The sequence below is a fragment of the Nocardia sp. CA-151230 genome (genome assembly GCF_050942175.1).
Classification (GTDB): Bacteria; Actinomycetota; Actinomycetes; order Mycobacteriales; family Mycobacteriaceae; genus Nocardia.
In genome coordinates, this window is sequence record NZ_CP192061.1 from 1580306 (window position 1) to 1604277 (window position 23972).

20 protein-coding genes and 1 pseudogene are annotated in these 23972 nt (G+C 67.0%); 11 read left to right on the top strand and 10 right to left on the bottom strand.

The window, feature by feature from the left end:
* Positions 1 to 6: 6 nt before the first annotated feature.
* Together efeU and efeB are read left to right on the top strand one after the other, a co-directional pair.
* Complete coding sequence (gene efeU / locus ACQP1O_RS06975) at positions 7 to 2097, top strand: iron uptake transporter permease EfeU (protein ID WP_433565046.1); 2091 nt, start codon at positions 7 to 9, stop codon at positions 2095 to 2097.
* Positions 2098 to 2125: 28 nt separating this feature from the next.
* A complete protein-coding gene (gene efeB, locus ACQP1O_RS06980) occupies positions 2126 to 3355 on the top strand; it encodes an iron uptake transporter deferrochelatase/peroxidase subunit (RefSeq protein ID WP_433565047.1) in 1230 nt (409 codons plus the stop codon).
* A 34-nt stretch (positions 3356 to 3389) separates the two neighbouring features.
* Here the strand turns inward: efeB and ACQP1O_RS06985 are convergent, their stop codons facing one another.
* The gene (locus tag ACQP1O_RS06985; protein WP_433565048.1) at positions 3390 to 4877 is read right to left on the bottom strand and encodes an FAD-binding oxidoreductase; all 1488 of its coding nucleotides are present in this window, start codon (positions 4875 to 4877) and stop codon (positions 3390 to 3392) included.
* 1039 nt (positions 4878 to 5916) lie between these two features.
* Between ACQP1O_RS06985 and ACQP1O_RS06990 the strand changes: the two are divergent.
* Positions 5917 to 5961: pseudogene (locus tag ACQP1O_RS06990) on the top strand (hypothetical protein); the annotation flags it as partial.
* Positions 5962 to 6336: 375 nt separating this feature from the next.
* On the opposite strand, the gene ACQP1O_RS06995 reads toward ACQP1O_RS06990, so the two are convergent.
* The 4 genes from ACQP1O_RS06995 to ACQP1O_RS07010 all read right to left on the bottom strand — a co-directional run bounded on the left by ACQP1O_RS06995 (position 6337) and on the right by ACQP1O_RS07010 (position 10021).
* Positions 6337 to 6669 carry a transglycosylase family protein gene (locus tag ACQP1O_RS06995; protein WP_433565049.1) on the bottom strand — a complete coding sequence of 111 codons (333 nt, stop codon included), beginning with the start codon at positions 6667 to 6669 and terminating at the stop codon, positions 6337 to 6339.
* 82 nt (positions 6670 to 6751) lie between these two features.
* Positions 6752 to 8230 (bottom strand): flavin-containing monooxygenase, encoded by a 1479-nt coding sequence (locus tag ACQP1O_RS07000; RefSeq protein ID WP_433565050.1) that lies wholly within the window; start codon positions 8228 to 8230, stop codon positions 6752 to 6754.
* Between the two features lie 414 nt (positions 8231 to 8644).
* The gene (locus tag ACQP1O_RS07005; RefSeq protein WP_433565051.1) at positions 8645 to 8983 is read right to left on the bottom strand and encodes a transposase; all 339 of its coding nucleotides are present in this window, start codon (positions 8981 to 8983) and stop codon (positions 8645 to 8647) included.
* An 87-nt stretch (positions 8984 to 9070) separates the two neighbouring features.
* Positions 9071 to 10021, bottom strand: coding sequence for a LysR family transcriptional regulator (locus ACQP1O_RS07010; RefSeq protein ID WP_433565052.1), 951 nt, complete (start codon positions 10019 to 10021; stop codon positions 9071 to 9073).
* Between the two features lie 349 nt (positions 10022 to 10370).
* Between ACQP1O_RS07010 and ACQP1O_RS07015 the strand changes: the two genes are divergently transcribed.
* Positions 10371 to 10712 (top strand): hypothetical protein, encoded by a 342-nt coding sequence (locus ACQP1O_RS07015; RefSeq protein WP_433565053.1) that lies wholly within the window; start codon positions 10371 to 10373, stop codon positions 10710 to 10712.
* A 25-nt stretch (positions 10713 to 10737) separates the two neighbouring features.
* Here the strand turns inward: ACQP1O_RS07015 and ACQP1O_RS07020 are convergent, their stop codons facing one another.
* Together ACQP1O_RS07020 and ACQP1O_RS07025 are read right to left on the bottom strand one after the other, a co-directional pair.
* On the bottom strand, positions 10738 to 11673 hold the full coding sequence (locus ACQP1O_RS07020) for a tyrosine-protein phosphatase (RefSeq protein WP_433565054.1): 936 nt from the start codon (positions 11671 to 11673) through the stop codon (positions 10738 to 10740).
* A 44-nt stretch (positions 11674 to 11717) separates the two neighbouring features.
* Entirely contained in the window at positions 11718 to 13193 is a 1476-nt protein-coding gene (locus tag ACQP1O_RS07025; protein ID WP_433567602.1) for a glycoside hydrolase family 5 protein, read from the bottom strand.
* 295 nt (positions 13194 to 13488) lie between these two features.
* Here ACQP1O_RS07025 and ACQP1O_RS07030 point away from each other — a divergent pair, with 295 nt between their 5' ends.
* The 4 genes from ACQP1O_RS07030 to ACQP1O_RS07045 all read left to right on the top strand — a co-directional run bounded on the left by ACQP1O_RS07030 (position 13489) and on the right by ACQP1O_RS07045 (position 17757).
* Positions 13489 to 14202 (top strand): hypothetical protein, encoded by a 714-nt coding sequence (locus tag ACQP1O_RS07030; RefSeq protein WP_433565055.1) that lies wholly within the window; start codon positions 13489 to 13491, stop codon positions 14200 to 14202.
* An 87-nt stretch (positions 14203 to 14289) separates the two neighbouring features.
* A complete protein-coding gene (locus ACQP1O_RS07035) occupies positions 14290 to 15300 on the top strand; it encodes an alpha/beta hydrolase (RefSeq protein ID WP_433565056.1) in 1011 nt (336 codons plus the stop codon).
* Positions 15301 to 15478: 178 nt separating this feature from the next.
* Positions 15479 to 17008 carry a cellulase family glycosylhydrolase gene (locus ACQP1O_RS07040; RefSeq protein ID WP_433565057.1) on the top strand — a complete coding sequence of 510 codons (1530 nt, stop codon included), beginning with the start codon at positions 15479 to 15481 and terminating at the stop codon, positions 17006 to 17008.
* Complete coding sequence (locus tag ACQP1O_RS07045; protein ID WP_433565058.1) at positions 17005 to 17757, top strand: thioesterase II family protein; 753 nt, start codon at positions 17005 to 17007, stop codon at positions 17755 to 17757. Before ACQP1O_RS07040 ends, ACQP1O_RS07045 begins: the two co-directional genes overlap by 4 nt.
* A gap of 66 nt (positions 17758 to 17823) precedes the next feature.
* Here the strand turns inward: ACQP1O_RS07045 and ACQP1O_RS07050 are convergent, their stop codons facing one another.
* Positions 17824 to 18054 (bottom strand): hypothetical protein, encoded by a 231-nt coding sequence (locus tag ACQP1O_RS07050; RefSeq protein WP_433565059.1) that lies wholly within the window; start codon positions 18052 to 18054, stop codon positions 17824 to 17826.
* Positions 18055 to 18670: 616 nt separating this feature from the next.
* A complete protein-coding gene (locus tag ACQP1O_RS07055) occupies positions 18671 to 19636 on the bottom strand; it encodes a LysR substrate-binding domain-containing protein (protein WP_433565060.1) in 966 nt (321 codons plus the stop codon).
* A 307-nt stretch (positions 19637 to 19943) separates the two neighbouring features.
* Between ACQP1O_RS07055 and ACQP1O_RS07060 the strand changes: the two genes are divergently transcribed.
* Entirely contained in the window at positions 19944 to 20840 is an 897-nt protein-coding gene (locus tag ACQP1O_RS07060) for a tyrosine-protein phosphatase (RefSeq protein WP_433565061.1), read from the top strand.
* 18 nt (positions 20841 to 20858) lie between these two features.
* On the opposite strand, the gene ACQP1O_RS07065 is transcribed toward ACQP1O_RS07060, so the two are convergent.
* Entirely contained in the window at positions 20859 to 21779 is a 921-nt protein-coding gene (locus ACQP1O_RS07065; RefSeq protein ID WP_433565062.1) for a helix-turn-helix domain-containing protein, read from the bottom strand.
* A gap of 8 nt (positions 21780 to 21787) precedes the next feature.
* On the opposite strand from ACQP1O_RS07065, the gene ACQP1O_RS07070 reads away from it, so the two are divergent.
* Both ACQP1O_RS07070 and ACQP1O_RS07075 read left to right on the top strand, forming a co-directional pair.
* Positions 21788 to 23026, top strand: coding sequence for a cytochrome P450 family protein (locus ACQP1O_RS07070; RefSeq protein ID WP_433565063.1), 1239 nt, complete (start codon positions 21788 to 21790; stop codon positions 23024 to 23026).
* A gap of 81 nt (positions 23027 to 23107) precedes the next feature.
* Positions 23108 to 23350, top strand: a complete 243-nt coding sequence (locus ACQP1O_RS07075; RefSeq protein WP_433565064.1) for a hypothetical protein — start codon at positions 23108 to 23110, stop codon at positions 23348 to 23350.
* The last annotated feature ends 622 nt before the right edge of the window (positions 23351 to 23972 follow it).

Consider the following 23972-nt stretch of genomic DNA (forward strand, 5'->3'; position numbering starts at 1 on the left):
GCAGCCGTGAGTGTTGCCGAGGCTGTGCCGAATCTGCTGATCTGCCTGCGGGAGGGCCTGGAGGCGGGGCTCGTGGTGACCATCCTGCTGGCCGCCGTGCGCCGGCTGTCCACACCCGAACGCCCGCTCTCGACCACGCCGGTCTGGCTGGGCGTGCTCGGCGCGATCTCGGTGGCGGGGAGTTTCGCCGCCGTGCTGACGTATTCGACTGCCGCACTGACCAGTTCGGCCCGGGCCGCCGTCGCCGGCGTGCTGAGCGTGCTGGCCGTGGCCCTGGTCACCGCGATGATCTTCTGGATGCGGCGGACCGGGGCGTCGCTGTCGGGACAGCTGCGCGGCGAGGTCGCGCGGGCCGCCGGACTGGGCGCGGGCGTGCTCGCGGTGACGGCGTTCCTGGCCGTCGGGCGCGAGGGCCTGGAGACCACGCTGTTCGTGTGGACGGCCATCAAGGCGGCCGGGTCGACCGCGGCCCCGCTGGTCGGCGCGGCCCTCGGACTGGGCATCGCGATCGCGCTGTGCTGGTTGCTGTTCCGGCGTGCGGTGCGGCTCAACCTCGGCGTCTTCTTCAACCGGACCGCCGTGCTGCTCATCGTGATCGCCGCGGGCGTGCTCGCCTACGGCCTCGGTGACCTGCAGGAGGCGGGCTGGCTGCCGGGCGCGCGCTGGATCGCGTTCGACCTGACCGCGCACGTCGACCCGAATTCGTGGTGGGTCTCGATCATCACCGGCATCACCAACCTGTCGCCGAAGATGACGGTGCTGCAGGTGGTGGCGTGGATCGCCTACCTCGCCACCGTGATTCCGCTGTTCGTCCGGGCGGGTCGCACCCCCGCGACCGAGGCCGAGCCGGCGACGAAGTCGGAAGCCGTGTCCACCGAAAAGAGGCCGGAAACCGAACCCGCGCACGCGGATTGGTGGGAGCGGATCGCCGGTCCGCGTCCGGTGCTGGTCGGCGCGACCCTGGTGCTGGTCCCGGTGCTGGCCGCCGGCACCGCCATCGCCCTGCTGCCGTCCGGTGGTTCGAACAGCACGCGCGCGGTCACCGTGACCGCGGATGCCTGTGCGCCGGAATGGACCTCGGCGCACACCGGCACCCAGACCATCGCGGTGCACAACACGTCCGGCAAGTCCGGTGAGATCGATCTGGTCGACGCGGACGGTGCGGTGGCCGGTGAGATCGAGAACATCGGTCCCGGCACCACCGCCGAGCTGACCGCGACCCTGAATCCGGGCAGCTACACCATCGTCTGCCTGATGTCGGGCCGCCCGTCGCTGTCCTCGCCGCGCGTGCAGGCCACCGGTCCGCAGACCGACGCGCCCCCGGCCTTCAAACCCGCGCGCGCCAGCGAACTGCGTGGGCCGAACGAGGCCTACCAGGCGTACGTGCGGGGCGTGCTGACCCGTCTGACCGGTGCCGTCGGCACGGTCGGCCGGGATCTGCGGGCGCGCAATATCCCCGCCGCACAGGCCGATTGGCTGCTCGCGCTGCAGGAGTGGGAGCGGGTCGGCGCGTCGTACAACAGCTTCGGCGAGGCGGGGACCGCGGTCGACGGGCTGCCCGGCGGCCTGCCGGACGGCGTCAACGATCCAGGATTCACCGGTCTGCATCGCCTCGAGTACGGCCTCTGGCACGGCCAGGGCCCCGACCAGCTGCTGCCCGTGGTCGACAAGCTCACCGCGGATATCGCCGCGATCGGGGACAAGCTGACCAGTACCGATATCGCCGGAGATCCGGCCACCCTGCCGGTGCGCGCCCACGAGATCCTGGAAGACGCACTGCGCGACCACCTTTCGGGCCTGGACGATCAGGGCGCGGGCGCGGCCTATCCGGCGACGCTGGCCGATGTCGAGGTCACCCGCACCGTCCTGGATCAGCTCGCCGTCCCGCTGGACGAGCGTGATCCGCAGCTGCGCCCCGACCTCGGGACCAAGCTGGACCGGCTGCGCGCCGCCCTGCTGGCCACCCAGGACAACGGCCGCTGGCGCGCGCCCGCGCAGACGCCGCAGGCCGCCCGGCAGGCGGTGCTCGCCGCGATCGGCGCGGCCCTGGAAGCGCTGGACCGGGTGCCGCGGCTGCTGGAAACCAAAGCGAACTGACTCTCTACGAAGGACCGAGGCCATCACCATGACTGTCAGCCGCCGTCGTTTCCTCTCCGGCGCCGCCGCGGGCGCCGCCGGAACCGCCCTGACCGCGGGCGTTCTCGTCGAGGGCGCCCGCGTGGACGCCGCCGCGGGCGGGCAGGCCACGACCACACCGGCCTACCCGTTCCACGGCGCGCATCAGGCGGGCATTCTCACCCCGGCTCCGGCCGATCGCCAGAACGCCTCCTGCTTCGCCGCGTTCGACGTGACCGCCGCCAACCGGGCCGAACTCGCCGACCTGATGAAGACGCTCACCGAACGCGCCCGCGCCCTCACCGCCGGTGGCCCGCCGCCGGATCTGGGCCCGAGCCACCCGCCCGCCGACAGTGCCGTCCTCGGCCCCGATATCCCGGCCGACGGCCTGACCGTCACCACCGGTGTCGGTGCGAGCCTGTTCGATCAGCGGTACGGGCTGGCTTCCCAGAAGCCCGCGCACCTGACGCCGATGCGGATCTTCCCCGACGATTCGCCGGAACCGGCCTGGATGCACGGTGATCTGCTGCTGCAGCTGTGCGCCCACAACCCCGACACCATCCACCACGCCATCCGTGATCTCACCCGCCACACCCGCGGCGGGATCCAATTGCGCTGGAAGATCCAGGGTTACAACTCCCCGCCGCGGCCGTCCGGCACCGGCCGCAATCTGCTCGGCTTCAAGGACGGCACCGCCAACCCGACCGGCTCCGACGCCGCCGCCCTGATCTGGGCCGACAGCCCCGACGAGCCCGCGTGGACCCGGGGCGGCACCTACCAGGTGGTTCGCCTCATCCGCATGCTGGTGGAGTTCTGGGACCGCGTCTCGATCGCGGAGCAGGAGAACATGTTCGGCCGCCGCCGCGAATCCGGCGCACCCTTGGACGGCACCAAGGAATTCGACGTCCCCGACTACGCCGCCGATCCCGACGCCACCGTCACCCCCGTCACCGCCCACATCCGCCTGGCCAACCCCCGCACCCCCGACACCGCCGACCAGCAGCTGCTGCGCCGCTCCTACAACTACGACCTCGGCGTCGACCCGAACGGCAATCTCGCCACCGGGCACATCTTCACCTGCTTCCAGCAGGACATCCAGCGCCAGTTCGAAACCATCCAGACCCGCTTGGCCGGAGAGCCTTTGACCGACTACGTCCAGCCCTTCGGCGGCGGCTACTTCTTCGTCCTCCCGGGCGTCACCGATACCAAGGACTGGTACGCCCGCACCCTGCTGAGCTGATCCGCCGCCGCCCGATGCGGGTCGGCCCTTCCGGTCAGGCCGTCAGCACGGTATGGATTCGGTTGTCGGGGTCGATGGTTCGGCGCAGCGCGGCCAGGCGCGGGTAATTCTGTCCGTAATAGCGGCTCATCGGATCGCCGGGTTCGAGATAGTTCGCGTAGGCGCCCGCCGAGACCGGCGCGAAGAGCTTGTGGGCAGCGGTGACCCAGGCCAGCGCGGTGTCGTGTGGGATCGGCTGGTAGGCGCCCCATTCGACGAGGGCGGCGTGGTTGCGCCAGGGGAAGGCCGTCCCGGTGGGCCCGGTGTCGCGGATCGCACCGTCGAGGGTGTTGATCTGCACCCAGCCGGTGCCGCCCGCCTTCGAGAAGGTGGTGAGGGCTTCGATGATGCGGGCGATGGCGTCGGGGGTGAGCTCGGTGACGACATCGGAGCCGTTGGTGAAGGATGCCCGCGGTGAGGTGGGGTTGCCGCCCGCCAAGTACAGGATGGTGTCCATGTGATCGAGGGTCTGGGTGTCGACGCTCAGCGGCTGGATGCCGATCGCATCGGTCAGGTCGGCCGCGGCCTGCCCGCCGGACCCGGCCGCGCAGACCATCTGCATCCAGCAGTCCAGGCTGCCGTTGCCGTCGGCGTCGATGCTGACGTCGGCCCACTGGGAGCGGTCCGCGGACTGCAGCCAGGTGGACCATCCCGCGATCACGCGGTCCGCGCTGTCGCCCGGAAAGGTCAGGCGCACCAGGTCTTTCGCGGTCGCGGGGCAGGTGTCGTAGGTGAGCGAGGTGACCACCCCGCACAGTGACCCGCCGCCGCGCAGCGCCCAGAGCAGGTCCGGGCGGGAGGTTTCGGAGATCTCGGCGATGGTGCCGTCGAGCAGGACCAGCGTCGCCCCGGTGAGCCGGTCGCAGGTGACGCCGTAGGCACGGGATTCGAAGCCGAGGCCGCCGCCGAGAGTGAGCCCGGCGATGCCGACATCCGGGCACATACCGGTCGGGATGGTCAGATCCGAGCGGTCCAGTTCGCGGTACACCTCGTACAGGGTGTGGCCGGGTGCGACAACCGCCTGTCCCGCATCGACATTCACCCCGGTGAGTTGCCGGACGTCGATGATCACCGCGCCGGTCGCCGACGACACGCCCGCATAGGAGTGCCCGCCGGAACGCCCGGCCACGGGCAGCCGGTATTCGGCCGCGAAACTCATGGCGGCGACGACATCGGCGGTATTCGCGACCTGCACCACGGCCGTGGGTGATTCGGTGTCGAAGCGGGTGTTGAAAACCTGCTTCGCCGCCCCGTAGTCGGCATCGCCGACCCGGACCACGCGACCCCGGATCACCCGTTCCAGCCTGCTCCAATTCGGTTTCGCCGCACCGTGAGCGGAGGAGCTCGCGACCGGATCGGCATCGGAGTGACCGGTGAATCCCCACCCGGCCAATGCGATTCCCGCCGCACCGCAGAGGAACGCGCCTCGCGAGATCCCGGTGCCCGCGGCAGTTGAAGGCGAAATGGATTTCGCTCTGCGCATGTGCCCTCCAGGCTTGGTGCTAGCCGGAAAACCATGGCGGGCAACGGATGCACGCCTGCCCGGGAAGTCGACTATGTGTGGTTTGCCGCAATTTCCTGCGGATGATCAACAGCCGCTAGGTAATTGTGCCGACCACCCGGGTGGCGAGGCAGGACTTTCGATGGACGCGTAAACAACTCACAGGCAACCGTGACCGAACTGCCCGGGTGTCGCTCCGGGCCTACCCCTCACCCGTCCATGCCCCGTGCATCGAACTCTGAGGTGGGCGCCTCGCATCGATGCTGGGCCGCGCTCGCTGAGATAGCGCGCTTTATTGGCGAGACGGACTCGGCGACAGCACGTCGGGCTGTGTGACCAGGCCTATCGTTCCGCGCTGAACCCCGTGGCAATCGGTGCGATGTGGGTGCGCGCCAGCCGGGCGGCCGCCTCGGGATCGGTCGGATCGATGGCCAGGCTGGGTGCGGCCGCAGTGGCCCGTGCAGGGCACGGAGAGCGCGCCGACCCGGGTGGTGGGTGTCGACCGTCCGGGCAACAGCGGCCTCGAATCGGCGGTCGGCCTCGGGGCTCCGGTCCTGATGTATCCACTCCTGGAATCGGCCAACCGGCATCGCTCGGGGCGCGGTCCCAAGGAGCAGCTGCCGGCGGCGGGGCGCTGTGGTCGCGCTTCTCGGCGGTGGCCGCGGAGAACCCGAATGCCTGGCTGCCCCGGTACTTGCTTCCCGGTCGCCGTGCAGATCGCCGCCCGCGAACTCGGCCTCCCGCTGGATGATCCGGCACGGCCGCTGACGGTCACGGGCGGCCTGACCTTCGGTGGCGGTCCGGGTAACGCCTACGGTGGCCACGGCATCGCCACCCTGGTCGAGCGGCTGCGCAGTGATCCCCACGCGTGCGGACTGGCGACTTCGCTCGGCTGGTATCTGACCAAGCACGCGGCCGCGATATTGTCGGCCGTCCGCCCAGCGTGCCCTACCGATTCACGAAACCCGTTGTGCACCATCCGCCATCGCGCCCGGTGCTGGAGGACTACACCGGCCCGGCGGTGGTCGAGGCGTACACTGTTCCCTTCGACCGCACGGGATCCGAGCCGGAGGCCGGGGTCCTGAGCCCGCTGACGCCCGACGGCGCGCGAGTCTTGTTGCGTACCAGCAAACCCGGGATCGCGAGCGAGTTGCGCCCTGATCGCACTCGACCCGGATTCCGCTCTCGCCTTCGCCGAAAAGCACGGATTGCCAACCGAACCCGCGGCGCTGGCGGCGACCACCGCGGTCGGGGCCGCCGTCGAGGCGGCCGTTCGGCAGGCCGATGCCAAGCTCTCCCGTATCGAGCAGACCAAGAAATTCCGTATCGCCCCAGACTTCTGGCAGCCGGGCAGCGACGTCCACACCCCGACCATGAAGCTGCGGCGCAAGCCGACCGGCGAACGCTACACCGATCTGATCGAGGACATGTATCGGGAGCCTCAGAGATACGCCCCGCAGGATGGCCAGGCGCCCGGTCCTTCACTGGCGAGGATGCGTTCCGCGATGCGGATCTGTTCCTCGCGGCTGGCATCGGCGGGATTCCCCCAGCCGCCGTACGCCTTCCAGGTGCCCCAGCTGAATTGCAGACCGCCGTAGTAACCGTTCCCGGTGTCCGCCCCCCAATCCCCGCCCGCCTCGCACTGGACCACGGCGTCCCAGTCGTGCCATCTGGCGGCGAGTGCGGTCGCGGCCGGCCCGCAGGCCAGAGCCGTAATGCCAACCGCGAGAGCAAGAACGTGAACAGGTCTTCGAAACGAGTGCTGTCCGATCATGGCGTATCTCCGCCCTGGTAGCCGAACTCGCAGGAAAGACAACCAGTCGATCGTAGCTGAAAGTTTGCTAAGAGTCGATAAGTTAGTTCTGACCTCGGGATTGGCTAGTTTGCAGACGGAAGTCGGCCGGGTCGGGCTCGGACAGCATGGATTCCATGGTGGCGCGGTCGAAGGGGAGCAGGTCGATGCTGCCGCCTTCGGTGAAGTACCAGGAGTTGCAGCCGGTGTTCCAGACGGTGGGGCCCATGGCCTCGGCCACTTCGGATTCGAAGCGCGCGGTGGCATCCTCGGTGACCTCGACTGTGTCGAATTCGCCTGCGCTCCAGCGCTGGATCCAGCGGGTGATATAGCGGGCGGTCACCTCGGCCGCGTGGTGCAGCGGGATCGAGCCGGTGGGGGAGTGCGGGCCCAGCACCGTGAAGAAGTTGGGGAAGCCGGGGATGGCGGTCATGCGGTAGGCGCGGGGGCCCTGCGCCCAGGCCTCGTCGATCGAGATGTCGTCGCGGCCGGTCAGATTCATCGGGCGCATGTAGTCGTGGGCGCGGAAGCCGGTGGCCAGGACGATCATGTCGAGATCGTGGTGGCGGCCGTCGGCGGTGCGGATCCCGGTCGGCGTGACCTCCTCGATGGCAGTGGTGACCAGTTCGGCATTGCGGGCGCGCAGCGCGCGATAGTAGGTGCCGGACAGCACCTGTCGCTTGCACAGCGGCTCGTAGTCGGGGGTGAGCTGTTCGCGCAGCTCCGGCTGGAGGATCTGCGCACGCAGGCTCAGCCGGGCGTACTCCTGCACGGCGCGCCGCCGCCAGCTGGGCCGGGTGACCACATCGGTGAACAGCCTGGCCCCGGTCATACCCGCTCGGTAGAGCGCGCGATTCACCTGCGGCAGCCGGTTCAGTACCGCGCCCACCAGCGCCGGCTGCGGAATCTGCATCGGCGCCCAGATCACCCACTGCGGGCTGCGCACGAAATGCGTGACCCGCTCGGCCTCGGGCTGCAGCGCCGAAACCACCTGCACGCCGGTCGATCCCGTCCCGATGACGGCGATCCGCCGCCCGGCGGTTTCGACGCCGTCGTCCCAGCGCGCCGTGTGCAGGATGTCGCCGCCGAACCCGGACAATCCAGGCAGATCGGGCACGGCTGGATGGTGCAGCACCCCGGTGGCCGCGATGACGAAGTCGGCCTCGTAGCGGCTCCCGTCGCCGGTCTCGACGAGCCAACCGGACCCGGTGAACGTCGCCGCCACCACCTCGGAATTCAGCCGCAGACGCGGGCGCAGTCCGTACTGCTCGGCCACATCGGCGAGATATCGCTGGATCTCCGGGCCGGGCGCGAAGATGTGCGACCAGTCCGGCTTCGGCGCGAACCCGAACTGGTACAGCTGGGAGGGCACGTCGCAGGTCAGTCCGGGGTAGTGGTTCCAATGCCACACCCCGCCGACATCGGACCCCTTCTCCAGGATCACGAAGTCGTCGAACCCATTGCGCTGCAACGTGATCGCACTCGCGATGCCGGACACTCCGGCCCCGATGATCACGATGCGAGGCTGCCGCGCCGCACCCATCCCAACCTCCTTGTTGGATACTCCTGGAACTCGAATACCGACGGTATTTGGACCCGGTGGGTATGTCAATCGGACGGCAATGGGCGGCTGCTCAGCGCTGGACCTGCGCGGTTGCGTGTACGGGTCGGTCTCCGCTGCTTCGAGGGCGGGTCCGGTCCGGTCGCAGTTCGGAACCGGAACCCGCCCCGGAACGGGTCAGATGGTCTTGTGCGGCGTGGACGAGCCAGTGCTCAGCAGGCTCTTCAGTGCCGCGAGGATGGTGTCCAGCGAGAGGTTGGCCAGGGAACCCATTGTTTTCTCCTTCGATCCGGAATTGCTTGGAGTGCTCGTGCGCTCGTCGAAAACGTTATGGCACAAGGAGTTCGAAGAGAAATCACTGTTCGGGATCCATTGACAATGGTGAATTGTTGTTCGTCACGGCAGAATTCGGCCGAATTCCACGGGGGCAAGGGGTCGGGTCGTGCGCAATACCGCGATTATCCGTTCGAGGTCGGCCACCCGTCTGCGGAGTCTCTTGTTCTCCTTGGCCATGGCGGTGAAAAGGCTCTCCTCGGCCGTGCCGGTTGCGTTCTCGGCGCGGCCATCCATATGCTCCGCGTGGCGAATCCACAAGCGCAGCGCCTCGTGATGGACGCCGAGATCCGCTGCCATTCTTCGAAAAGTCGGTTTGGGATCCGATTCTCGGTAGAGTCGGATCGCGTGCGCCCGCAGCGCGTCCGGGTACTTCTTCGGTGGTGCCACGGGCGACCCCATTTCTCTTCGATCCCGAGAAATGTTAGTTCGCAATGGAACTGCGGGGAAATCACCTTTTTCGGATGATTGACAAGTCCGGGTTGTCAATCAGAGGTGCGGCGGCACCGTGCAATCCGTGAAGTCTGGTTCCTGCAGCTGGGCGACCAGGTCCGGACGGGTGTCGCGGATGCTGCGCGCGACCTCGACGAAGGAGCGGACCAGCGCCGATTCCTGCGCGCCGCGCCAGCCGACGGCCACCTCATTGGGCGTTACGTCGACGATGGGGAGTAGACGCACGCCCGGGAACGGAATCCACCGGGCGCAGGCCACGGTGAGGGTCACGCCGACGCCGGTCGCGACCTTGTGCAGTTCCTCGAGCAGTGAATTCGACCGGGACACCACCGGCGCCGGGGTGCCCGAGCGGTAGGCGTCCAACTCCCAGAACGCATTCCACACCGGATCGGTGGTGGCGGCGCCGAGCAGCGGCTCATCGAGCAATTCGTGGACGAAGACCTCGGTGCGCTCGGCCAGGTGATGACTCGTCGGCAGCATCACCATCAGTGGTTCGGCGAACAACGTCTCGAACTGGACGCCATCGTCGACGAACGGGCGGCGGGCGAATGCCACGTCCACCGATCCGGTGGCCAGACCGGCCGACGGATCCTCATAGGTGAAATGGCGCAACTCGACGGTGATGCCCGGATGGCGCTGGCGGAAGGTGGAGAGGATCGGTTCGGTCAGGGTCAGCGCCGCACCCTCCAGCGCGCCCAGGACCAGCCGGTCCTGGGCGCCGCGATGCACCGAGCGAGCCCGCTCGACCGCGGCGTCCAGACCTGTCAGCGCGCCGCGGATATCCTGCAGGAACACCGCGCCGGCGGCGGTCAGTTCGACATTGCGGGTGGTCCGGGAGAACAACACCACGTCCATCGCGTGCTCGAGCTGCTTGATCTGGGTGCTCAACCCCTGTTGCGAGACATGCAATCGCTGCGCCGCACGAGTGAAACTCAGCTCCTCCGCTACTGCGATGAAGTATTGCAACTGACGGGTGTGAACTTCCATGTCGCGCAGTCTAGGTGGACGAAAGTTCCGGACAGAACACTTCCCCGAAATGCGGACCGATTGACAAATCACGCTTGTGGACAGTCCACGAACAATGATTTCTCTTCGTCTGCCCGGTGCTCTAGCGTTTCCAGAGGCGTTCGTCGGGACCGGAACACCGGAAGTATTCGCATGCCGAGCCGCTCCGATAACGCGATAAACGTGCGAGCCCGCTTCCCACCAGGCTCGCACCGCCTCACGTGGTGCTGAGGCAATGTCGGCGCTGTCGGCGAACCGGAGCGTGGAGCCGCGACGCCGGCAGCGTCGATATCTTTTTGCATCGATATCGACCCCGGCGGCAGGAAATACGATGACGAATTGGAATGCCCTGGTGGGCAAGTTGTTCGCGCTGCAGCGCCGGGCCGCGGAGAGCTTCCGCGAGCCACGGCTGATGTCGGCTCCCAACCCGCCCGCCGCCGAGGACGCACTCGGCAAGACCATCGTGTCCTCCCGTTTCATCGTGATGCTGTTCCCGATCCAGCCGCAGGACGGTGCGAGCCCCTGCTGGGATTGCATGTCCGGCACGGATCTTCGCTATCCCAGCTTCGGCGCCTGGGCCGAGGACGAGGCGGCCGCGATCTCCTACGCGCTGCGTGAGGAGCTCGCGGACCGCCACTGTCTGCCTCGCGCCGGACAGCGCTGTCCGCATTGACTCGGACGGCGCTGTCCACCTCGGCTCAGACCAGCAGTTTCGCGCGCAGGGCGTCGATGGTGGCCTGATCGAGACCCAGCCCCTGCCGCACGTACTGGTCGACACTGCCGTAGAGCCGGTCGACCTCATTGAAAGCCGCTTCCAGCCAGGACAATTGGACTGCCTTCGGATCACCGAGCTCGGCATTGCTGGCCAGGTAATCGGCATTGACCACATCGCGCGGCACGCCGAGCAGGGTGAGCAGCACCGCGGTGGCCCAGCCGGTCCGGTCCTTGCCGGAGGTGCAGTGGTAAACCGTTGCGCCGCCGGTATTTCCGGCGATCGAGCGGAGCAGGGTGCCGAAAGCGACGTCCGAGCCGCGGAAGTTGACCATGAACGGATAGTCGATCGACTGGACCATGTCCGAGGAACCGTTGATCAGGCCGTCGATGACCGCGCGTCCCAGGGTGATCGGCGGGAGCTCATGGAAGGAGATGCCGCTGTCGAAGCTGATCACGTCGGCGACCTTGTATTGCGCGCCCGTCGGCACCCGATCGGGCGCGCTGCTGCGCTCGGAGCCACTGCGCAGGTCGACGTCCAGCGTCACGGTGGCGGCGCTCAGCTTGGTCAGGTCGGTATCGGCGAGCCCGGCGAGGCGGTTGGATCGGAAGGCCACGCCCGTGCGCACGGTGTGCCCGTCGGTGGTGCGGTAGCCGCCGATATCGCGGAAGTTGGTGGCGCCGTCGAGTTTGATGGCGGTGGTGGCCGGCGCGGGCAGGGTCGACACCGGATCGTTCGCCCCCGAGGAGCCGGAGTCGGAGGAGCCGGACGAACCGAAACCGCCTGAACCGGAAGCGGATCCGGAGGCGATATCGGCGGGCGCCGCGGTGGCCGGGGACGCGCTCAGTACCGCGCCGAGCGCGATCATTCCGGTGAGCGCCACCGCCGCGGTGCCGGCCCGGAGGGTTCTGCGTGAAGACATGGGAGGACCTGCTTACTGTGGGGGGAGAAAAGAATTCGAGTCCGTCAGGACTGCTTGATGGAATAGGCGCCGACGGTGTTCCCGATCAGCTGCCAGCCGCCGTCCACCTGGGTGAGGGTGAGGTCGGAAACATTGGTGGACTGCACATTCGGGCGTGCGCCTCCCGGATACCAGGCCTCGAGACGTCCGGTGCCGGAGCCGGCGAACCCGTTCGCGGTGACCGATGCCAGGCTGCCGGGCACGGCACGCGGATAGGCGCGGGACAGTGGCCGGGTATATCCGGCGGGCTGACCGAGCGAAGCATTCGACGGGCAGGCGACGCGGTTGAGATTGCCGGTCGGCTTGTTGGTGTTGCCGTCGCGAATCACATGCGGGTCACCGCAGGCTCCCTTCCACGCCCACCATGCGCCGCCGATTCGGTTGGCGTTCAACTGGTCCACGAATCGATCCACCTTGGCCGAATCGGAGTCCGCATCGCCGAACCAGCCCCACTCGCCGCTCCACACCGGCACCCTGTACTTCGCGGCCGTATCGAGCGCCAGCTTGAAGCCCAGCTCGATCGACGGGAAGGCGTTGACGATATTGATGGACTCGCTGTACAGATGCGGCGAGAACACCGCCAGCGGATCGGTGATGTAGTGCGCCGGTGGCGTGGCGTCGATGCCGATGGCCGACCAGATCGCGCTGGGCTCGAAGATCGCCAGGTGCGGCAGGCTGCCGCGCTCGGCCTGCCGGATGGCCGCGATTACCCGCTGGTAGTACTTGCCGAGCTGGTCCGCCGCCGAGAACGGGTCGCGCAGACCGGGATTGGGCTCGTTGATCAGGTCGTAGCCGGCGATGGCGGGCTCGTCCTTGAACTCCGCGGCCAGCTTCGCCCAGGTGTTGACCAGATGGCCCTGAATACCCTGGGCGTCGTCATAGAAGTTCTGGAATGCACGCGCCACCGCGGGTGCGGATTCGCGGACGCCGCCGAAGTTGCAGGTGGTCCAGCCGTCGGTGAGCGTCGCCCAGGCGGGCGCGCCGTCCCAGCCGATGCCGGGTTTCATGAAGATGGGGCAGCCCTGTCCCTTGGGTGTGCCCACGGCCTTGCCCCAGGCGTCCTGGTGCATGTCGAGCACCGTGTAGATCCCGTTCGCCTTGGCGTCGTCGACGGCGGTGTGGATGCGGGCCAGATAGGTCTGGTCGAAGGCCCCGGGAGTGGGTTCGAGCGCTGACCACGCCAGATTCAGCCGCACCACATTGAAGCCGAGCGCCGCCATCTGCGCGAAATCGGTGCGATCCAGCGGCTGCACGGTCGGCAGCGCGGGATCGTTCTGCGCATAGTCGTTGAGCTGGTTGACATTCGCCCCGCGCAGCAGCACTGTGCGCCCGGTGACATCGGTGATGGCGCCATTCGAGACCGTGAGCTGAGGCAGGGTCCAGCCGCCCGGTTCTGCCGCCGCGTTCGGCATCTGCTGCGCCGCGATACCGGCGAACAAGAGTGCCGCCGCGGCGGCGGGGGCCAGAACTCGGCCTCTCAGTAGCATGTCGAACCTCTCCGTGATGCGAAATCGGGAAGATTTCTCCGGACGCTCGGTGCCCAGCTGCCGAAGCTGGAACCGGTGCGTGCACGAAAAACCTAGTGGCCCACCGGGGCCGAGCGGAAACAGTAGTTCCCGGCTGATTGACAAGACCGGGTTGTCAATGGACCGCAAAATAGGATTTAAGTTCTCTTCCTTTGTGCTCTAGCGTTTCCCGGCGTGAGCGAAGGCTCGAATTCCACACCGGCTCACTGCTAATCGGTTCCGCGTTCTGCCGGAACTGCTGGAAGGAATCATGCGTAATACCCCCAAATTTGCCGCCGGAATTGCCGCGGCCGCATTGGTGATGTCGGGAGCGGGTGTCGCCCTCGGCACCGCGACCGCCACCGCCGACACGGCGCCCGCATCGTGCGTCCAGACACAGCACGTCGACTACAACCCCGGCATCAGCAGCTTCTGGATCACCCACACCTACGACAAGACCGTCGAAGCCACGACGGCCGCCGCCGGCACGCTGGTCACCTACAAGGTCGTGGTCGGAACCACCAGTATCGGCAATCCGTACGTCAACTCGATCACCGACTATCCGCCGCCGGGCTTCGACAAGCCGGTCAAGGCCGTGGTCACCGCGTACCACTTCGGTCAGGGCGAGCAGGCAGCCGACGTGACTCCGGAGCCGAGCAACGGTGGCTGGCGGGTCAGCAGTACCGGGTGGTTCGTCAACTCCGGGTATCCGGTGACCGCCGAGTTCACCTACAAGGTGCCGAGCTCCGTCACCGACGGCCAGCAGATCCTCAGCGGCGGCATCAGCGTCGGCGGCACGGTCGGCTCGGGCTCCGACCAGCCGGGCATGGGCGTGTGCTTCACCGCTCGCGGCGCGAATCCCGGTGAGGCCCTGCTGGGCAGCCTCGACCAGGGCGGGCTGGGCTCCTCGCAGAACCAGCTCAGCTCCACCGGTTCGGTCACCGACACCATCGCCAATGTGATCAAGCGCCTGATGGGCAGCTGACCAGCCGGTCCGATACTCCTGGACCGCGGCGTGCGCGCGGCCGCCGCGGCCCAGGACCCTTCTCATCACCGTTCCGAGGAGTCAGTCGTGTCGCCCAGGCGGACCATCGCGTCGCTCATCACGTCGTGCGTCGCAGCCACAGCTCTGCTCTATGTCGCACCGGGCGCGCTGCAGGCTTCGCACGCCGATGTCACCGCACATCTGGATCACATCGATCGCGCGGGACAGCGGCAGGAGATGTTCTATGTGTATTCGGCCGCCATGCAACGAACAATCCCGTTGCAGGTGCTCACGGCATCCGATTCGAGCGCGCCGCACCCGACTCTGTATCTGCTGAACGGCGCGAGCGGTGGCACCGATATCACCAACTGGTACAGCCGGACCGATATCGTGTCGTTCTTCTGGAACAAGAACGTGAACGTGGTGACTCCGGTCGGCGGCGAATTCTCCTATTACACCGATTGGCAGCAGGACGATCCGAAACTGGGACGCAATCGCTGGGAGACCTTCCTGACCCGGGAACTGCCGCCGATCATCGACGCGACCCTGCACACCTCGGGCGCCAATGCGATTGCGGGCGTATCCATGTCGGCCACCTCGGCACTGGATCTCGCGTCCGCCGCCCCCACGGTGTATTCCGCGGTCGCGGCGTACAGCGGCTGCGCCTCCACCTCGGACCCCGCCGGCCGTGCTTACATCCGGTTGGTGCTGGCTCGTGGTGACGCGGACCCCAAGAACATGTGGGGCCCCGACGACGATCCGGCCTGGCGGGCCCACGACGCGATCCTCAACGCGGACAGCCTGCGCGGCAAGGCGATCTACCTCTCCAGCGGCACCGGTCTGCCCGGACCGGCCGAGGCCCTGGGCGCACAGCCCACCGCCGACCAGATCATCACCAAGGCGAATCAGATGGTGCTGGGCGGCATGATCGAGGCCGCCACGAACGGGTGCACCCACCAGCTCGCCGATCGTCTGAGCGCCCTGAACATTCCCGCCCAGGTCGACTTCCGCCCCACCGGCACCCACACCTGGGCCTACTGGCAGGAAGACCTGCACCGGTCCTGGCCCCTGCTCGCCTCAGCGCTCGGCACGGAGTAGTCCGGGGCCGGGCCCACGAACGCGAGCTGCCCGACCGGCTCGCCGCCCCCCAACGACGTGGGGCTACCGCGGAAAGTCGGCACCGTCCGCGCCCGCCTCGAGCTCCGGACCGGCGGTGCCGACCCCACAGGCCTGAGCGCGACCCACCGCCGGAGCGCGACCCCAGAAGCAGGAGAGCATGGACACGACAATCGCCCACAGCACACGCCGGACCAGGTGGGTGACCCGATCGGTGGCCGCGGTGGCGGTAGTGGTGGGGTGTGCGCTGGCCGGATCGGTCCCGCCCGCCACGGCCGTGGCCGATGCCGTCTCACCGTTGCATATCGACGGTTCTCGCTTCGTCGACCAGTACGGACGGGTCGTCCTGCTGCACGGTGTCAACAGCGTCGGCAAGGAACCGCCCTACTTCGCGCCGGGAACCGTTCTCACGGCCCAGGACGCGGAGCGGCTGTCCCGGCACGGATTCAATACCGTACGGCTCGGCGTCAACTTCGACGGGCTCATGCCCACTCAGGGCGTGGTCGACACCGCGTATCTGGATCGAGTCGCGAGCGTCGTGGATACCTTGGCGCAGTACGGAATCCATACCGTGCTCGACAATCACCAGGACGGGCTCTCGAAGGTCTGGGGCGGCAACGGTTTCCCCGAATGGGCCATCCACTCCCGACCCGGAGCCGGTGAATCCAACCTCGGCTTTCCCCTCTTCTACCTGATGCCCAGCATGAACGCGGGCTGGGACGAGGTCTGGAACAACACCTACGGCGTACTCGACTATCTCGGTCAGGCGCTCGGCGCGCTCGCGGACAAGATGAACGGCAACCCCGGCGCGCTGGGCATCGAACTGCTGAACGAGCCCTGGCCGGGCTCGGCGTTCCTGTCCTGTTTTCCCAACGGCTGTTCGGGCTTCGACGCCAAATATCAAGCGGCCATGCAGAAGCTGACCGATGCGGTGCGCGGCCGCGACGGTGACCTCATGGTGCTGTGGGAACCCAATGTCACCTGGAACGAGACCATGCCCACCGACCTGGGCAAGAATCCGCCGATCAGCGCGCCCGGCATCGCCTTCGCCCCGCACGACTACTGCATTCCCAGTCAGATGGCCATCTACAACGGCCTGCCCACGTTCCTGCGCGGCCTGTGCCCGCTGCAGCAGGGCAAGACCTGGGGCAATATCGACGCCTTCACCCGCCGCACTGGAATCCCCACGCTGGTCACCGAATTCGGCGACGGCGACGCCACCGTGCTGAGCAATACGCTGATCAACGCCGACGACCGATTCATCGGCTGGCAGTACTGGCAATACGCCGCCGGGACCGACCCGTTCGCCGGCGACATCGGTAACCAGCTGGTGCGAACCTACCCGCAGGCCACCTCGGGCACCCCGGGCCGGATGATCTTCGACGCCGCCACCGGCGACTTCGCCTACCGCTACACCCCGCGCGCCACCGGCAAGCCGACCGAGATCTACGTCTCGGATCTCCACTACCCCAGCGGTTATCAGGTCCGCGTCGACGGCGGCACGGTGACCTCACCCGCCGGCGCGCGAGTGGTGACCGTGGAGGCGAACGCCTCGACGCCGGTGACGGTGTACATCAACCGGCCCGGATCGAAGGGCGCGACGGTGCCCGACGGTCCGGTGGGCACCGGGTCCGCATCGGGGTCGGCCTCGGGTTCCGCGTCGGGTTCCGGCCCGGGTTCGGGTTCGTGAGCAGATTCCTGCACCTGCCGGTAGCCGGTCATCCCACAATTCGGTTGATCGGCTTTCCGCACGCGGGGGGTGCGACGACGGCGTATTTCGCTCTGAGCCAGCGGTTTCCGCCGGACTGGGACGTGATGTTCCTCGAATACGCCGGTCGCGGACGACGCCATCGGGAGCGTCTGGCGACCTCCTTCGACGCGGTCGTCGAGGACGCGCTGCAAGCTGTCGATCCGTGGACCGATGCGCCGTTCGCGCTCTTCGGCCACGGTTTCGGCGCCGCGGTGGCGCGTGCGGTCGCGCTCCGGCTACTCGAGCGCGGCTGCCGACCGCGCTGGGTCGGCTCGAGTGGCTTGACCCCCGGTCGCTCGCCGGTGCTCGACCGATTGGCCGGCATGGACGACGAGTTCATGGTCGATTGGATGATCGATGCGGGCGGGATACCCGAAATGGTCCGTACGACACCGGAGTTCGTGGCCCTGACCGCCCGCGTGCTCCGCGCCGACCTGCAGTGCCTGGACGGATCGGGCGAGCTGCCGCCACTGCCGGTACCGCTGGGCGTCTTCGGCGGCGACGCCGACCCGCTGGCGCCGGCAGCCGACCTGGCCCGCTGGGCCGCACACTGCGCCGCCGGATGCACTGTCACGACCTTCCCGGGCGGCCATTTCTATCTGTTCGGCGACCAGCTACCCGCGCTCGTCGCGGCGGTGACCGCCGCCGTCAGGTCCGCCCCCTGGTCGAGACCGGGCGCAGTTCCATGATCGTCTACGCGTCGAGCCGGGGGCGATCACCGAAATAGCCACGTTCGCAATCGCTTACACCTGCGGCTACGACGACACCGTCACCGGCGCCGATGTCGTGTCGGAGGGCGCCCAGAGCCGAGAACACGGCAGGCAGGGCATCTCGGAGGTCACGCAGTCATCGACGCTGACCGTCGCCGCACCGGTGACGGTCAGCTCGGTCGCCACCTCGCCGATCTGATCGGCGTGGCCCTGGTAGTCCAGAACCAGTGGACCCAATTCCACATGCAGGTGGAGAATTTGACTCGGCGCACTCATCGGCCCGCTCCCGATATCGAATCTCGGCGTCAGCTGAAGATTGACGCCGCCGGTGGCGGGTCTCAATCCATTCATGGGCGGTGTGAAGGACTTCCACACCCCGGTAGGGCGCAAATTGCCGGTTTGTCCGGCTGATACTGAAACCCTACTTACCGGATGGGATTTCAGGAAATCACTTGTTCTTGCCGATTGATGAAGTCTCGGTTGTCAATGGCTTTGTGTCGGGGCGGCAGGCGCTGCGCCCCGACAGTGGAAACGACTCGTGTAGATCCTGGCTGAGCTGCCCGAACGCATAAAGTGGCGCCGAGTCGGTGTGGAACGACTCGGCGCCACTGGGTCAATGCGCCCGGCGCAGGGCGGGATTGCTACTTGGTGCCGGCGGAACCGCTGAACAGCTTCTTGACCAGCTCCGAAACAAGAGCGTCGACAACGAGATTGGCCAAGGAACCCATTTTCTTCTCCTTCATGTGTTTCCGAATGAGCTTTCGCTCACCGCGAGAAACGTTATGACACAGAAGGAAAGAATTGAAATCAATTTTCACGGATGATCGACAACGAGTAATTGTGGATCACGGGAGTGGCGTCATCCGGCGAGATTCGGCAGGCGCCGACCGGGTCAAGACGGCATCGCGCCGGCGGCGCGGGCGTGTTCCCGATCGCGGCAGCGCGGCGCCTGGAGGCGGGCCAGCAGGCCGGGATTCGCATCACGGACTCGGCGCGCGACATCGATGAAGGAACGCACGAGGGCGTTTTCGTGCCCGGCGCGCCAGCTCACCGCGACCTCGTTCGGGGCCGCGTCGATCACGGGTACGAGCCGCACGCCGGGGAATTTGATCCAGGCCGCGCAGGGCACGGTCATCGCGATGGCCGCTCCGGTGGCCACCTGGTGCAGTTCCTCCAGCAGGGTCTTCGCGCGGCAGGCCACCGGCGCCGGGCGTCCGATACGGTGGGAGTCCAACTGCCAGAAGGCATTCCACACCGGATCTGCGGCGGCCGAGGAGAGGATCGGCTCGTCCAGCAGTTCCTCCGCCGCGACCTCGGTGCGGTCGGCCAGGCGATGATTCGCCGGCAGCATCACCATCAGTGGCTGCCGGAACAGCGGCTCGAATCGCAATCCGGCGTCCTCGAACGGTCGCCGCACGATGGCGACATCCACCTGTCCGCTCGCCAGGCCCGCCGACGGCGTCTCGTAGGTGAAGTGGGACAACTCGAGAGTGACCTCGGGATGGCGCTCCCGGAATGCGGCCAGAATCGGCTCGGTCAGGGTCAGCGCCGCCCCCTCCAGACAGCCCAGCACCAGCCGATCGTGTTCACCGCGATGCGCGGCGCGGGCCTCTTCGAGCCCGAAAGCCAAGCTGGACAATGCCTCTCGGACATATCGCAGGAACGCATTCCCGGCCGCCGTCAGCTCCACCTGTCGGGTGGTGCGTGAGAACAGCGTCACGTCCATATCCTGCTCGAGCTGCTTGATCTGCATGCTCAGACCCTGCTGCGAGACGTGGAGCCGCTGGGCGGCCCGGGTGAAACTCAACTCCTCCGCTACCGCGATGAAGTAGTGCAACTGCCGAGAATGAACTTCCACGAAGGGCAGTCTAAGCTGGTCAGACGTCCAAAATGTGTCGTTCCGCCAACTCTGGCCCTGAACGATCAGCAATTGTGCAGCAGTCATACAGGTCGGGGCGGAGATTCGTACTCACTCACCGCTCGACGTATCCGCACGGCCCCCGTCCCAGGTAGTCGATGTCCCGCTGAATGAGACCCGTTGGACTGTTTTCTGATTGGTTTCCGCCGGTTCATCCGGTCCACGTAGATCTGTCTGCGATCAATTGTGTGTCACGCGTTGTCGCAGATCAGGGGACGGGTGGCGCACACGAACAGGAGTCTGAGAGTTGTCTGTTTCGTGGCGTCGTAGCGCCGTCGTTGTCGCGCTGAGTGCTGGGCTGCTGGCAAGCCCGTTGCTCGGGAACGTAGTGGATGCGCAGCTGTCGGCGCTGCCGGCGGCGGCCGCCAAGCCGAAAACCGATCAGGCGGCAGATGCGCCCCGGCTCGCCAGTGTCGACAATTTCCGCGATGTCGCAGGCACCGGCGCCGGTTACGACGCGCAGGGAAGCCACCACGTCAACAAGGGGGTGTTCTACCGCTCGAATGCGCTGACCCCCAACGATTCCGACCTGGCCACGCTGAACGGGCTGCACCTGAGCGGCGTATTCGACCTGCGCAGCAGCAGCGAGATCGCCGCCAAGCAGGACCGTGTTCCGGCCGGCGCGGCGTACGTGAACATCCCGATTCTGGGCGGGGATCTGTCCAGCGCCGTGGCGAAGCTGAAGTCGCCCGATGACGCCGCCAACTTCATGCGGGACATCAACCGGCTCTTCGTCACCGGCGCGGACGAGCGCGCGGGATTCGCGAATCTGCTGACCCAGCTCGCCGGCCAGGACGGTCCCGCGGTCTTCCACTGCACCGCGGGCAAGGACCGCACCGGCTGGGCCGCCTACCTGCTGCTGAGCATCGCCGGCGTCGACTCCGACACCATCATGAACGACTACCTGCTCACCAATCAGTACTCGGCCGCCTCCATCGCCGCCACCCTCGCTCAGATCAAGGCCGCCAAGGGCGACGCGGCCGCCGCCCTTTACCAGCCGCTGCTCGGCGTGGACCGCAGCTACCTGCAGGCCGGAATCGACCAGCTCACCGCCACTTACGGTTCGGTCGACAAGTATCTGAAGGACGGCCTGGGTCTGAAGGGCCAGACCATCGAGCAGTTGAAGCACAAGCTGATCCAGTAGCCGCCCGGCGGCGGGCTGTCAGAAGTCGCCGGCGTCCAGCGGATGGAGTCGGCCCCGGGATCGGACGATCGGCACCTGGTGCTGCATCTGCCAGTTCTCCATGACCAGCGAGTACAGCCCGCCTCGAACCCGCAGGCGCGATTGCATATTCAGCGGCAGCGTGTACGTCACGGCCCCGGCTTCCCACATGGTCCGGAAGTCGGGGAATCGCTCCAGCCGTTCGTGGTATTCCCGGGCCCACGCGGTGTGGCCGTAGCGCCCCATGAATCCTCGATGGGTAGCGACGCCGATCCCCACCTGATCTTTCCAGTTGATCATGATTTCCCGAGCCTCGTCGGTGAACGACCACTCGAGCATGTACGTCCCCGGCCGATGCGTGGGGAAGGTGTCGTAGTAGGCCTGATTCGCCGTGATCAGCCGGCGCTGCGGCGCGTAGAAGGACACGAGATCGGCTGCCGCCTCGGTCATTTCGGTGGCCATGATCGATGTCACCGCGGTCTCGAACACCTCGAACTCCGGGATCTCCAGGGCCGGACCGATTCCGGTGATGGACGGGTAGGGCGAGGCGTAGCCGGCCAGATCGCAGATATAACGCCACTCGTCGTCGCTGGCCTGATAGGTCGTCGCCAGTACCCGCAAGATCCCGACGTCGACCTGTCCGACCTCGTCGCGCTCGACCTTGGTCAGGTAGCTGGCGGTGATATGTGCCTCGGCCGCGGCCTTTTCCCTGCTGAACTTCCGCGCCGCGGGAAGCTCGCCGGTCTCGTGCCTGTGGACCTCTTCGCGCTTGCGCAAAAACGTAAGATGCTGCCCCAACGACTGTTTCGTGGGCTCATTCACCACTCTCGGCGGATCCTCTCTGGGTACTGCATGCAACGCGATTGTATATACGGGCCGGGGATGTTCGGGCCGGGTCGTGCCGGACCCGCCCTGATACATTCCGAAACATGGGGTACGAGATCGGCTCTCCGGCAAACAATTTGGCGACCGAGGTCATCGAACTGACCGATAACTTCTTCGATGACCCGCACACGGTGTACGACCAGCTGCGGGGCAGGGGAGCGGTGCATCGGGTCCGCCTGCCGGATTCCGGGCTCGGATGGTTGATCACCGATTACGAGGTCGCCAAGGCCGCGTTCACCGATCCCGCCATCAGCAAGGTCCTCAAGTCCCCCGGTGCCAAGGCCACGGTCGCGGCGGAGGGCGGCGACCGGCATCTCGGCGGCAGCATGTTCGCGGACATGATGGTCTTCTACGACCCGCCGGAGCACACCCGCCTGCGCGGCCTGGTCAACCGGGCCTTCAGCGGACGGGCCATGGCCGAACTGTCGCCGCGGATCGGTGAACTCTCCGACGAGTTGCTCGCCGACTTGGCTTCCGACCGTGGCGAAGTCGTGGATCTGCTGGAACGCTTCGCCGTCCCGCTCGGCATGTCGGTGATCTGCGAACTACTCGGTGTCCCCAGCACGGACCGCGACGCCTTCCAGCGCTGGTCCACCTCCCTGTTGTCCAGCGAGGAAAGCAACGAGGACCGCGCCGCGGCAGTCATGGATTTCGTCCGCTACATCGACCAGCTGATCCGCACCAAGGACGCAACCCCCGGCCAGGATCTGCTCTCCGAACTCATCGCCGCCCGTGCGGACGACGACCGCCTCAGCCACCGCGAACTGATCAGCATGGTCTTCCTGCTCCTGGTCGCCGGCTTCGAAACCACGGTCAACCTCATCGGCAACGGTGTCGCGATCTTCCTGGCCGACAAGAACCTTCACAAAGCCCTGCTGGCCGACGCGGACCGAATCCCGGCCTTCATCGAGGAGGTCCTCCGCTTCGAAGCCCCCGCCACCGAAGCAACCTTCCGCTACACCACCGCCCCCACCACCCTCGGCGGCATGGAAATCCCCCAAGACCAACTCATCCTCATCTCCATGGCAGCCGCCGACCGCGACCCCACCCAATTCCCCGACGCCCACCGCTTCGACCCCGACCGCTCCCCCAACCACATAGCCTTCGGCCACGGCATCCACCGCTGCGTCGGCGCCCCGTTGGCCCGCACCGAAAGCGCCATCGCCCTCACCCGCCTCCTATCCGCCTACCCCAACCTCGAACTAGCCCCCGACGCCGACCTCCATTGGCGCAAAAGCCTCATCGTCCGAGGCCTGACTGCCCTCCCGGTCCGGTTGCGCTGACGCCCGAGCACAGACGGCGTTGGACCACCATGGGCACCGAGATCACCGAGATCGGTGACGCCGGTTCGAAAACTATCGCTGTTGGGGGACATAGCTTTACAGCCGGTCATCGGGCACCTCATCGAGGTCGTCTTCGCGCAGACCGAGGGTCGCAAGGGATTTCGGAGCTCCGGCGAGCTCACCCAGGCGGGCGAATGCGGCCGCACGGCCGAGGAGTTCACGAAGTTCGTCGAGGACGCGGGATTCGAACTCACCGATCACCGTCGGATCGGTGACAGCGACCGTGCCCTCCGCATCTACGTAGCCACGCTCCTCACTCGCTGACCTGTTCGGCGCTGCACGCCGGATCTCGGGAGTAGTTGGGGGCCGGAGTTCCCCTCCGAGCCCGGCCCCCAACACCAGGCCGCGGTCAATCCGCGATGATCCGTGGTGGGTTGACCTCCTTCATAACCATCACCTGACCTGTCTCTTGGTTGGGACAGAGCACACCGAGGGCGATGATCCGGCACTGGCGCACGGTGCTGGCGTCGCGGCTCCGGGACGGTCATTGAGGCCCCGAGCCCGCGGAGCCGGCCTGTGCGCGCCGGGCACATGATTTCTGGCAGATCCTCGACAACCGGGTTGCTGCAGGCACCCCGCTGTTGCGTGGATCGGCTGCATCGACGACTCGGTCTGCACAGCCGAGAGCAGAGCGGGCGCGGACAGCCGGCAATGCACGGTGGAGATTTCGACGAATTCGACCCGGCCCACCCTATGAGCGATGACCGGCGAATCACGGCGGCATGGCAGTGCCAGCCCTGAACCGTGTTGTGCACCGGTGCGGCCTTGGTTGCTCATTCGTCGTCTCACCTGCTGGTCGTATTGCGCAGCTCAGCAGGACAGACGGGTACACAGATACGCCGTGCCGTGCGCGAGCTTCTAACGTCCAGCTAGGGGAATGAGCCGC